The sequence below is a fragment of the Paraburkholderia sp. JHI869 genome, assembly GCF_038900775.1.
Lineage (GTDB): Bacteria > Pseudomonadota > Gammaproteobacteria > Burkholderiales > Burkholderiaceae > Paraburkholderia.
In genome coordinates this window covers 1-12,113 of record NZ_JAYMSC010000057.1, presented here as the reverse complement: position 1 = coordinate 12,113, position 12,113 = coordinate 1, and the positions used below count along the sequence as shown (strand labels likewise).

At 63.0% G+C, this 12,113-nt stretch carries 10 protein-coding genes and 1 pseudogene; all 11 read left to right on the top strand.

The genetic code is table 11. The annotated features are described in order from the left end of the window. Positions 1-299 precede the first annotated feature (299 nt). Positions 300-1,238, top strand: a complete 939-nt coding sequence (locus VSR72_RS42565; protein ID WP_342958172.1) for a D-ribose ABC transporter substrate-binding protein — start codon at positions 300-302, stop codon at positions 1,236-1,238. Positions 1,239-1,330: 92 nt separating this feature from the next. Then, complete coding sequence (locus VSR72_RS42560; protein WP_342958171.1) at positions 1,331-1,999, top strand: DUF2291 domain-containing protein; 669 nt, start codon at positions 1,331-1,333, stop codon at positions 1,997-1,999. Continuing rightward, positions 1,996-3,564 carry a sugar ABC transporter ATP-binding protein gene (locus tag VSR72_RS42555; protein WP_342958170.1) on the top strand — a complete coding sequence of 523 codons (1,569 nt, stop codon included), beginning with the start codon at positions 1,996-1,998 and terminating at the stop codon, positions 3,562-3,564. Before VSR72_RS42560 ends, VSR72_RS42555 begins: the two co-directional genes overlap by 4 nt. A 56-nt stretch (positions 3,565-3,620) precedes the next feature. Continuing rightward, positions 3,621-4,688: an ABC transporter permease gene (locus VSR72_RS42550; protein WP_342958169.1), complete on the top strand. Its 1,068-nt coding sequence runs from the start codon at positions 3,621-3,623 to the stop codon at positions 4,686-4,688. 3 nt (positions 4,689-4,691) lie between these two features. Then, positions 4,692-5,768 carry a Gfo/Idh/MocA family oxidoreductase gene (locus VSR72_RS42545; protein WP_342958168.1) on the top strand — a complete coding sequence of 359 codons (1,077 nt, stop codon included), beginning with the start codon at positions 4,692-4,694 and terminating at the stop codon, positions 5,766-5,768. Continuing rightward, positions 5,765-7,762 carry a hypothetical protein gene (locus tag VSR72_RS42540; protein ID WP_342958167.1) on the top strand — a complete coding sequence of 666 codons (1,998 nt, stop codon included), beginning with the start codon at positions 5,765-5,767 and terminating at the stop codon, positions 7,760-7,762. The genes VSR72_RS42545 and VSR72_RS42540 overlap by 4 nt, the downstream gene beginning before the upstream one ends. A 41-nt stretch (positions 7,763-7,803) precedes the next feature. Beyond that, on the top strand, positions 7,804-8,634 hold the full coding sequence (locus tag VSR72_RS42535; protein ID WP_342958166.1) for a phosphogluconate dehydrogenase C-terminal domain-containing protein: 831 nt from the start codon (positions 7,804-7,806) through the stop codon (positions 8,632-8,634). Between the two features lie 69 nt (positions 8,635-8,703). Then, positions 8,704-9,417 carry a transcriptional regulator NanR gene (locus VSR72_RS42530; RefSeq protein ID WP_342958165.1) on the top strand — a complete coding sequence of 238 codons (714 nt, stop codon included), beginning with the start codon at positions 8,704-8,706 and terminating at the stop codon, positions 9,415-9,417. Positions 9,418-9,691: 274 nt separating this feature from the next. Then, a complete protein-coding gene (locus tag VSR72_RS42525; protein WP_342958164.1) occupies positions 9,692-11,038 on the top strand; it encodes an MFS transporter in 1,347 nt (448 codons plus the stop codon). Positions 11,039-11,099: 61 nt separating this feature from the next. After that, positions 11,100-11,930, top strand: coding sequence for a phosphogluconate dehydrogenase C-terminal domain-containing protein (locus tag VSR72_RS42520; protein WP_342958163.1), 831 nt, complete (start codon positions 11,100-11,102; stop codon positions 11,928-11,930). Between the two features lie 48 nt (positions 11,931-11,978). Continuing rightward, positions 11,979-12,113: pseudogene (locus VSR72_RS42515) on the top strand (ribulose 1,5-bisphosphate carboxylase); the annotation flags it as partial.

The following is a 12,113-nucleotide window of genomic DNA, read 5'->3' as shown; positions in this document are numbered from 1 at the left end:
GGATGCGTGAAGCGTGCTTTCCGATGCGGAAAGGCTGCGGCGGGGCGCCGACCGTCAGAAGGCCGTGGTTCCTCAGCATGAGATAGGCGTTGCGCCCAAGGTCACGCACGAGACGTGCAATGAGACGGTAGCGGCCGCCCGCCCGATGCTCGAAAACCCTGGATGTAAAAAGGTAGCGGTCCGCAAGCTAACTGGTATGATGACATCATGACGGCATAAGTGACGAGTAGTCAAATCAGTCACGACCGTCGACTGGTTGTAGTCAGGCACAGGCGTTTAACCAGACAGGAGACAGCACCATGAAGGCACACAAGCGTTGGCTTGCGTCGACGTTGATGTCATTTGCGGTTCTCGGCACGGCGGGCGTCGCGCAGGCGGCGAATCTCATCGCCATCATCACCCCCTCTCACGACAATCCCTTCTTCAAGGCGGAAGCCGACACGGCGAATGCTCGCGCCAAGGCGCTCGGCTACGACACGATCGTGCTCGTCCACGACGACGACGCCACCAAGCAATCCCAACTGATCGACACCGCCATCGCACGCGGCGCGAAAGCCATCATTCTCGACAATGCAGGGTCCGAGGCGTCCGTCGCCGCGGTCCAGAAGGCCAAGGACGCGCACATTCCCGCGTTCCTCATCGACCGCGAAATCAACGCGACAGGCATTGCCGTTTCGCAGATCGTTTCGAACAACTATCAGGGCGCGCAACTCGGCGCGCGCGCGTTCGTCAAGGCGATGGGCGAAAAGGGCAACTACGTGGAGCTGGTAGGGCGCGAATCGGATATCAATGCGGGCATTCGCTCGAAGGGCTATCACGATGTGATCGACCAGTTCTCCAACATGAAGATGGTCGAGCGCCAGTCGGCGAACTGGAGCCAGACGGAAGCCTATACGGTGATGGAATCGATCCTCCAGAGCCATCCCGATATCAAGGGCGTCATTGCGGGCAACGACACGATGGCCATGGGCGCGTCGGCCGCGCTCAAGGCGGCCAAACGCAACGACATCATCGTTGTCGGCTTTGACGGCAGCAACGACGTGCGCGATGCAATCAAGCGCGGCGACATTCGCGCCACGGTGTTGCAACCTGCGGCCGAGGCGGCCACAGACGCGGTCGATCAGGCTGACAAATATCTGAAGACAGGCTCGACGGGCAAGCCGGAAAAGCAGTTGATCAACTGCTCGCTCATTACGAAGAACAACGCCGCCAAGCTCGACATGTTCGCCTTGCGCTGAACGAGGACGATGGACGTGGGGGGCGCGGCGCGCCCCGCACGTCTTCCCGCAGTGAGTTCCGCAGTGACACCGGCAGCCAGATGAGGAGATTCATGGGAGTGCTTCGGTACGTGTCGATCGCGGTCGTGGCCGTCGTCCTGGGTGGCGTGCTTCACGGCTGCAAGCTGGTGAAGAACAGCGATCTGCAGACTTCAGGCGGTTCGCACGACAACTATGCCTCGGCGGGCTACGATCCGAACGCCATGGTGGCGTCGATGTGGAGTGCGAAGATCGTGCCCGACATTGAAAAGCGCGCTGTGGATTACCGCACGCTGCGCGACGCGATCAAGGCAGACCCCGACGCCGCGGGCCACAAATACGGCTACCGCGGCAAGGACGATGGCGCGCCGTGGAATTTTCCCACCACGCTGCACGGAACCATCGTCGAAGTGGACACGCAGTCGAGCCAGGGCACCGTGGGCGTGGACGTGGACGGCAGCGGGCAGGCCGCCGTGATTGTCGATATCGGCCCGACGGTGCTTGGCACCACGCTGCGCGATTCGCTCGACTTCATCTCGTTCAGCAACTTCCGCAACCAGATCGAGTACGCGCAGTTCGGCACGGCACTCAACGCCTACGCTGCCAATCACGTGATGAAACCGTTGCTGCGCAACGACCTCAAGGGCAAGCCGATTAGCGTGACGGGCGCGTTCTCGTATGACTCGTCGAGCGATCAGCCGGAAATCGTGCCGTTGGCCGTCACCGTGGGGGGCAAGTCATGACCGATGTGGCCAATGCCGATGTCATCCTCCAGGTCGAGGGCGTGACCAAGGTCTATCCGGGCACGGTGGCGCTAAAGGGCGTGAACTTCTCGGTACGGCGCGGCGCCGTGAACGTGCTGGTCGGGGAAAACGGCGCGGGCAAATCCACGCTCATGAAGATCATCGCGGGCGCAGAGCAGCCAACCAGCGGACACCTCACGCTCGACGGCCAGCCCATCGAACTGGGCAGCAGCGCCGAGGCCCAGCGTCACGGCATTGGCATCGTGTTTCAGGAGCTCAATCTCTTTCCGAATCTCACGATTGCCGAGAACATTTTCATCGCGCACGAAATCACGCGCGCTGGGTTCGACATCGACGCCGACGCACAGCGCGAAAAGGTGTGCGCACTGCTAGCACGGCTCGAACTCGATCTGAGCCCCGACACGCTGGTCGAAGACCTGCGCATCGGCCAGCAGCAACTCGTGGAAATCGCGAAGGCGCTCGCGTACGACGCGCGCGTGCTGATCCTCGACGAACCGACCTCGGCGCTCAGCGCGGCGGAAGTGGAGGTGCTCTTTCGCGTGATCGCCGAACTGAAGGCGCAGGGCGTGTCGATCGTCTACATCTCGCACCGGCTCGAAGAACTGGTCAGGATAGGCGACTACATCACGGTGCTGCGCGACGGCCTCATTACCGGCCAGCAGCCGATGGCGCAGATCGACGTGCCGTGGATCGTGCGCCAGATGGTGGGCCGCGAAACGAAAGACTTCTCGCGCCCAGTAGGGCATACGCGCGGCGCCGAGGTGCTGACGCTGCGCGACGTGACGTTGCCGCGCAAAGGCAGCGGGCTGCTCGTGGACCACGTTTCGCTCTCGCTGCACGCCGGCGAGATCGTGGGCATTTACGGGCTGATGGGGGCGGGGCGCTCCGAGTTGTTCGAGTGCATCCTGGGCGCGCATTCTCTCGCAACCGGCGACGTGATGCTCGGCGGCAAGCCGCTCAACGGCAAGCCCATCGCGGCGCGCGTGGCGCAAGGCATCGCGCTCATTCCCGAGGACCGCAAGGCTGACGCGCTGCTGCCCATCATGTCGATTGGCGAGAACATGACGCTTTCGAGTCTCGCGGCCTACGCGCGCGGCTTTCATATCGATACGCGGCGCGAGCAGCGCTCCGTGCTCGAGTACATTCGCGATCTCGCGATCAAGGTCGCCGACTGGCGCTTGCCGGTCAGTTCACTTTCGGGCGGCAATCAGCAGAAGGTCGTGATTGCGCGCGCGTTGATGACGACGCCCAAGGTATTGTTGATGGACGAGCCGAGCCGCGGCATCGACGTCGGCGCGAAGGCGGACATTTTCAAGGTCATGCGCGACCTGGCTGGGCGCGGTCTTGGTGTGCTGTTCGTCACGTCCGATCTGGAGGAGGTGATGGCGTTATCGGATCGCATCCTCGTCATGTCCAATGGCCGTGTGACCGCGGAATTCGAGGCAGCCGACGCGACCCAGGATGCGCTCGTTGCCGCCTCCGCAGTCGGACACCGCGCGAATCGCACTGCGCCTTCGCAGTCCGCGGCACGCGCGGCAGCCTGAGTACGCACACGGCCTACGGTTCGAACGTTTAGCCTGCATTCATCTGGAGAGCATTCATGTCGCTTGCCATCAAGAGCACGGCACCGCGAGCAAGTTTCAGCGAGGCGCCGCTGCTCCTGTTGCTGAAACTGCGCACGTTCATCGCGCTGTTTGCGGTCGTGGTCTTCTTTTCATTCTCCGCCCACAACTTCCTGAGCATCGAGAACCTCCTCATCATGTCGCGCCACGTCGCGCTCAATGCTTTCCTCGCGATCGGCATGACATTCGTGATCGTCGCGGGCGGCATCGACCTTTCGGTGGGATCGGTCGTGGGCCTCACGGGCATGGTGGCAGGCGGGCTCATTCTCAAGGGCATTCCCATCGGGAGCGACTACACGCTGTTTCTGAGCGTACCCGCTGTGATTGGCGTGGCGCTGCTCATGGGCGTGCTGGTGGGCGCCATCAACGGCTTGCTGATCACACGGCTCAATGTCGCGCCCTTTATTGCGACGCTCGGTACGCTCTATATCGCGCGCGGCGCTGCGTTGCTGTCCTCGGGCGGCGAGACCTTTCCCAACCTCACGGGCAATCCCGCCTATGGCACGAGCGGCTTTCCCATTCTTGGCAGCGCGACGATTCTCGGTATCCCGCTCACGGTGTGGCTGCTGGTCGTGGTCGGCGCGATCGCTGCGTACCTCGCCGCTCGCACGCCGCTCGGCCGCCAGATTTACGCAGTCGGCGCCAACGAGCGCGCCGCGCAGCTCTCCGGCGTGCGCGTGAACCGCGTGAAGATGTTTGTCTACATGTTTTCCGGCTTTTGCGCGGCGATCGTAGGGCTCATCATCGCTTCCGAACTGGTCGCCGCGCACCCGATGAGCGGTGAAACATTCGAACTCAACGCGATCGCTGCGGCCGTGCTGGGCGGCACGTCCATGTCGGGCGGGCGCGGCAGGATCGGCGGCACGATCGTCGGCGCATTCGTGATCGGCATGCTTTCGGACGGGCTCGTGATGATGGGCGTGAGTTCGTTCTGGCAAACCGTGATCAAGGGCGTCGTGATCGTCGCGGCGGTGGTGGTCGACCAGATCCAGCGGCGCGCGCAGCAACGCTTCGCGCTGCAGAAACAGGCTGCAACGGGGGCGTAATCGATGAGCGTAACGACAGGGCATGACGGCGAGGCGCATACGCCCCTCAAGGGTGCATTGATTGGCTGTGGATTTTTTTCGCTCAACCATCTGCATGCATGGCAGGACATCGAGGGCGCACAAATCGTTGCGCTGTGCGATGCCAACCGCGCGCGTCTGGACGAGGTGGGCGACACCTTCGGCATCGAACGCCGCTATACGGACGCGGCCGCGATGCTGCGCGAAGCGCGCCTCGATTTCGTCGATATTGCGACCACGGTGCCCAGCCACCGCGCGCTCGTGGAGCTTGCGGCGGCGGCCGGCGTGGCCACGATTTGCCAAAAGCCGTTTGCGTCTACGCTGGAGGATGCCCACGCGATGATCGCGGCGTGCCGCGAAGCCGGCGTCCCGCTCATGGTGCACGAAAATTTTCGCTGGCAAAGCGCGATTCAGGCAGTAGGAAGGGCGCTGCGCGAAGGGGTAATCGGTAAGCCATTCTGGGGACGCGTATCGTTTCGTTCTGCCTATGATGTCTTCAGCGGACAGCCCTATCTCGCCGAGGGCGAGCGTTTCATCGTCGAAGATCTCGGCATCCACATTCTCGACATCGCGCGCTTTTTGTTTGGCGACGTGGCGCGCGTGAGCGCGGCGACCGCTCGCGTGAATCCTGCCATTCGTGGCGAAGACGTCGCGACGATCCTGCTTGTGCACGAAAGCGGCATGAGTAGTGTGGTGGATTGCAGCTACGCGACGCATCTGCCGCGCGAACTCTTTCCTCAGGCGCTGATCGAGGTTGACGGTGCGGAGGGCACATTGAGACTCTTCGCCGATTACCAACTGCAAATTCATACGCACTCTGGCACCGAAGTGCGTAACGTCGCGCCGCGTGCGCTCGCGTGGACGAGCGAGCAATGGGTGGCGATCCAGCGCAGCGTGTTCAGCATTCAGTCGCATTGGGTGGATTGCCTGCGGCGCGGCGCCGAGCCGGCCACGAGCGGCAGAGACAACCTGCGCACGCTCGAACTCGTCGAAGCCACCTATCTTTCGGCGCGCGAGGGGCGTAGCGTCGTGCCCGGCGAGTTGCAAGGGGCGGCGTCATGAGCGAAGCGCAGGCCACTCTGTGTTACGGCACGACGCAGGCGGTCGCGCCGGAGCGCCGTCTCGAGGCCGGCCCGTGGTCGGTGCTGCTGATCGAGGGCGCGTTGTACGACATCCGCTACGATGGCGTCGAGGTGATCCGCGCCGTCTCGTTTCTCGTGCGCGACAAGGATTGGGGCACCTGCCGGCCTGTCGTGGAACGCCTCGACACCCGGGAGACAGCGGGCGGTTTTCGCGTCGCGTATGAGGCGCGCTGCGTCAATCCGGACGGACACGCGCTCGGGTTCTCACTCTCGATCGACTGCGCCGCAGACGGGGCGCTAGCGTTTCGCGCCGACGTCACCGCGCATTCGGACTTTCTCGCTGCGCGCTGCGGCTTTTGCGTGCTGCATCCCATCGATGGCGTAGCGGGCGCATCGGCCCGCGTGGAGCACAGCGATGGGGGGCGCGAAAGCGCTACGTTCCCGGCGTTGATCGATCCGTGGCAGCCGTTCAAGGATATCGCGTCGATCGAACACGATCTGTCGAATGGCATGATGGTGCGCTGCGCGTTCACGGGCGACGTGTTCGAAATGGAAGACCAGCGCAACTGGTCCGATGCTTCGTTCAAGACCTATTCGCGTCCGCTCGCATTGCCTTGGCCGTACACCCTGGAAAAGGACGCGGCGTTTGCGCAGACGGTGACGCTGAGCGTCGCTCGATCGCGGCACACGGTCCACGCAACGCGCGCGGACAACGCAACGAGTCGCGAAACCCGCGTGCTAGAGATCGAAATCGGCGCCGGCTCCTCTGCTCAACCGGAAACCATGCCCGCGATTGGCGTGGCAATTGCCGCGCAGGAAGCCGAGGCGGCGCTCGCGAATCTGCCCTTGCTAGCCGAACTCGGGCCGCAGCAATTGACGCTGAGCTTCGATCCGCTCGCGGGCGACGGCGTCGTCGCGCTCGAACGCTTTGCACGGCTGCAGCGCGAAAGCGGCTTGCCCGCGGTGCTGGAGTTTGCGTTGCCCGGCGTCGAGGCGCCGCGCACCGAGCTCTCGCAACTGGCTACCCAGATCGACGAGGCCGGACTCGCGCTGACGGGCATCGTCGTGAGTCCTTCGGTGCATCGGCAGTCGAACCCGCCTGGCAGCGTCAGCCCGCCATGTCCCGCACTCGACGAGGTTTATCGCGAGGCGCGGCGTGCGTTTCCACGCTTGCGTCTGGGCGGCGGCATGCTGAGCTATTTCACGGAACTCAACCGCAAGCGCCCGCCGCTGGAGATGGTCGATTGGGTTACGCACGCGACCTGTCCGATCGTGCATGCCGCAGATGATCGCAGCGTCATGCAGACGCTCGAAGCCATTCCCCACATTGTGCGGACTTGCCGTGCGTTGATCGGCGAGCGGCCCTATGCGATCGGGCCCGTATCGATCGGCATGCGCCAGAACCCGTACGGCTCGCGCGTGATGCCCAACCCCGCGGGCGAGCGCATCGCGATGGCCGCTGACGACCCGCGCCAGCGCGCGCTATTCGGCGCGGCGTGGCTCGCCGGCTATGCAGCGGCGCTTCAAGGCGCGCGGATCGAAACGTTCACGCTCGGCGCTTTGACGGGTCCGCGGGGCCTGGCCGTTGCGGAACACGGCGTGAGCGTGCGGCCGTATCCGCTGCTCCATGTCGCGAAAGCATTGGCCCGCATGGCTGGCGCCACGCGCTTGCACGTGGTTCACGGCGATGCCGCCCGTGCTGTGTGCCTCGCTGCGCGCCACGCTAACGGGGCCATCGAACTCGTGCTCGCCAATTTGACGAGCGAGGCGTGCGAAGTCCGCCTGACTTTCGACGAAACACTGACGACGCACGCACCGCTACGCGCGACCCGCGTTGACGAATCGACATTCAGCGTTGCGCCAAACGCATGCGAGCCGTGGTGGCTCGCGCGCGGCGAGGCGGTTTCGCTGCGTCCGTACGGGTGCGTGATCGCGACTTCGGGCGACATGGCGTCGGGAACAGGCAGCGCGTAGGCGTCGAATTTGCGCTCACGGATCTTGCAAGGAGGCAGAGCATGAAAGAGAAAATTGCACTGTTTGGCGCTGGCGGAAAGATGGGCTTTCGCCTTTCGGGCAACTTGCAGAAGTCGGACTACCGCGTGGCCCACGTGGAAGTCGGCGAGGCGGGCCGCAAGCGCCTCAAAGACGAGCTGAATATCGAGTGCGTGCCAGTCGAGGCAGCGCTCGAGGGGGCGCAGGTCGTCATCCTCGCCGTGCCCGATACGCTGATCGGCAAGCTCAGCCACGAAATCGCGCCCCTGCTGAAGGCCGGCACAATGGTGATGACGCTCGACGCCGCCGCGCCGTTCGCGGGGCATCTGCCGGACCGGCCCGATCTCACGTATTTCGTTGCGCATCCGTGCCATCCGCCGATCTTCAACTACGATACCGACCCGAAGGCGCACCGCGACTTCTTCGGCGGCGCTTACGCGAAGCAGTCGATCACGAGCGCGTTGATGCAGGGCCCCGATGCGGCGTTCGATCTGGGCGAGGACGTGGCGAAAACGATCTATGCACCGATCCTGCACTCGTACCGGCTGAGCGTGGACCAGATGGCGTTGCTCGAGCCGGGGCTTTCCGAAACGGTCTGCGCGACGCTGCTCTACGTGATGCGCGAGGCGATGGACGAAACCGTCAAACGCGGCGTGCCCAAGGAGGCCGCGCGCGACTTCCTGCTGGGGCACATGAACATCCTGAGCGCTGTGATCTTCAACGAGATTCCGGGCGCGTTCTCCGACGCGTGCAACAAGGCGATCGAATTCGGCAAGCCGCGCCTCATGCGCGAGGACTGGAAGGGCGTGTTCGATCGCGCCGAGATTGCCGAGAGCATCCGCCGCATTACCTGAGCGCGCATTTTGGCGGTGACGGCCGTGTGTGGTATTGTCATTACACCAGACGTTTACAGCATCAGTGCAATGGGCGAGATCATTCCACGTCGCAAGCTATACCAGGAAGTCGTCGATCGGCTCATGGAACGCATCCGTTCCGGCGAAATCGCGCCCGGCGAGCAATTGCCGTCGGAGCGCGAATTGATGGAGATCTACGGGGTGGGCCGGCCCGCGGTGCGCGAGGCGTTGCAGGCGCTGGAGCGCTCGGGCATCGTCGAAATCGTGCATGGCGAGCGCGCCCGTGTGGTGGTGCCCACCGCCGACCGCCTGATTGCGCAGATTGCCGGCGGCGCGCTGCATCTTTTGCGCACGCAGCCCGACATGCTCGAACACCTCAAGCATGCGCGGCTCTTCCTCGAAACCGGCACGGCGCGCATGGCGGCCGAGCGGGCAACCGAAGAGGACGTCGCGCGGCTTCAGTTGAGCATTGCGCAGCATCGCGCTTCCATGGTCGACCTCGCGGAATTCATCGAGCGCGACATGGCCTTTCACCGCGAGATCGCAAAGATCAGCGGCAATCCGATTTTCCCTTCTATCGTGGAGTCGTTGTTCCGCTGGGCCGGCGAGTACTACCAGCCGCTCGTGCGCGCGCCCGGCGTCGAAGAACTGACGCTCACCGAGCATCAACGCATTGTCGATGCCATTGCCGCCCACGACGGCGACGCTGCCGAAGCGGCGATGCGCGCGCACCTCACGCGCGCCAACGAACTCTACCGGACGCACGGGCAACATTCGGCGTGACCGGGGCTACGTGCGCCCGGCGCATTTCCCGAAAAGTCACGCTCGGCTAAAACACCCCACGTATCTCACTGGCGACTGAGCGTCCGGTATTCCGGGCGCGCCTGCCCCTGCCTGCTCGATTCAGCCTCGGTGTGACGCGGCCCTGCAGGGCCGGAAAAGACCGCACTGGGCTGTGAGAAAAACTCATACAGTTTGCACGTAAACGCTAGTTCTTTCCGTTTCTGTCGACTGGTCTAATGACTATACCAAGACGAGATCGAGCGGAGGCGGCGGAATGAACATGGCAGCAGAATCCGAGGAAATCGAGCAGTCGGCCATTCGGAAGGTCGTTTGGCGGCTCGTTCCCTTCGTCGCCCTGATGTTCTTCATCAACTTCCTGGACCGCACGGCGATTTCGTTTGCAGGTCCGAATGGGATGGCGAAGGATCTCGGCCTGTCGGCAGCGCAGTTCGGGCTGGCGGCGGGCATTTTCTTCATCGGCTATATCGTTCTTGAGATTCCCAGTAATCTCGCCCTTCACAGGTTTGGTGCTCGCCGGTGGCTAGCGAGAATTATGGTGACGTGGGGTGTCGTTGCACTCTTGTTCACGTGGGTGAGTTCGGTTGGCGGCCTGTATACGCTGCGATTCCTGCTAGGGGTGTGTGAAGCGGGCTTCTTTCCCGGGGCCATCCTCTTCTTGAGCATGTGGGTGCCCGCGAAGCATCGCAGTCGAATCCTTGCGCTTTTCTATGTCGCGCAACCGCTCACGATCGTGATTGGCGCGCCGGCCGCCGCCTGGCTGATCAACGCCAATGGCCTCTTTGGTTTGGCCGGATGGCGAATCATGTTTTTCGGTGTCGCCATTCCCGCCATCCTGATTGGCGTCGTCGCATGGTTCTACCTGACCGACACCCCTGCTCAGGCGAAGTGGCTTACCGCCGCCGAGCGAACCTGGCTCTGCGGCAAGCTCGAAGAAGAGGAGCGTGCGAAGTCCTCTGCTAGCGGCACACATGTCGGTAACGTCCGCGCCGCCTTGATGAGCGCTCAGGTGTGGAAACTTGCACTCGTGTATTTCGGGCTGGTGTACGGGCTTTACGCTCTGGCGTTTTTCCTTCCGACGATCATCGGCGGATTCGAGGCTCGTTTCGGCACGCACTTCAATGTGCTTCAGAAGGGATTGATTACTGCGATCCCGTACTTTCCTGCCGCCATCGCGCTGCTTCTCTGGAGTCGGGATGCAACCCGACGCGGCGTGCGCCGGTGGCATATCGCCGTCCCTTCACTGATCGGTGCATTGAGTGTTCCATTGGCACTCCAGATGAATTCTCCGGCAGCGAGCATGGCCGTTGTGACAGTGACCGCCTGTGCAGTCTTTTCGGCGTTGCCGAACTTCTGGGCGTTGCCTGGGCGATTCCTCTCCGGTGCCGCGGCCGCCGCCGGCATAGCGTTGATCAATACGGTTGGCAATCTGGCCGGCTTCGTCGCGCCGTATATCACGGGTATCGCCAAAGACATGACCGGCTCGTATCAGCTATCCATGTTCATCGTCGGCGCGATGATGTTCATGTCAGCAGGACTTGCATTTGCGATGGGTCGCGAGGCACGCAAGCCGTCTCGCATGCACCTGCAGGGCCGCGCGTGATTTCCCTTGATCCACCGTGATTTCCCCCCGCACGTGGATTGTTCTTGAAGGAGCGTTTGAGATGAAAGAGAAGATTGCGTTGTTTGGCGCAGGCGGAAAGATGGGCGTGCGCCTGTCCAGTAACCTGCTGAAGTCGGACTATCGTGTTTCGCACGTCGAACCGGGTGCCGCTGGCCAGAAGCGCCTGAAAGATGAACTCGGTATCGAATGCGTTTCGGCCGACGTCGCGATCGACGGTGCGGACGTGGTCATCCTGGCGGTTCCCGACACGCTGATCGGCAAGCTGAGCCACGAAATCGCGCCGAAGCTGCGCCCGGGGACGATGGTGATGACGCTGGATGCCGCCGCGCCTTTTGCAGGCCACCTGCCGGATCGCAAGGATCTGACCTATTTTGTCGCGCACCCCTGCCATCCGCTGATCTTCAATGACGAAGCGGACTCGAAGGCGCGTCGCGACTTCTTCGGTGGCGCGTACGCGAAGCAGTCGATTACGAGCGCGTTGATGCAGGGGCCCGAGGAGGCATTCGATCTGGGCGAAGCCGTTGCGAAGGTGATTTACGCACCGATATTGCGTTCGTATCGCCTGACGGTGGACCAGATGGCGATTCTGGAGCCGGGGCTCTCCGAGACGATTTGCGCTACGCTGCTTTATGTGATGCGCGAGGCGATGGACGAAACGGTCAAGCGCGGCGTGCCGGAGCAAGCCGCGCGTGATTTCCTGCTCGGTCACATGAACATTCTGGGCGCGGTGATTTTCAACGAGATCCCGGGGGCGTTCTCCGATGCGTGCAACAAGGCGATCGAGTTCGGCAAGCCGCGACTCATGCGCGACGACTGGAAGAACGTCTTCGATCGCGAGGAGATCGCTGAGAGCATTCGCCGGATCACCTGATCCTTTTGCTGATTGAATCTGCGACTCCTGCCACCTGAACTGTCATCAATGAAACCCACCGTGACCGAACGCATCTACGCCAGCTACTGGCTGGAAACGGGCGTTGACCCTCATCTTGCCGCGGACGTGATCGCAGGCGAGCAGTCGAGCGGGACCTTTGTCGCGCTGCCCACCGAGACGCCC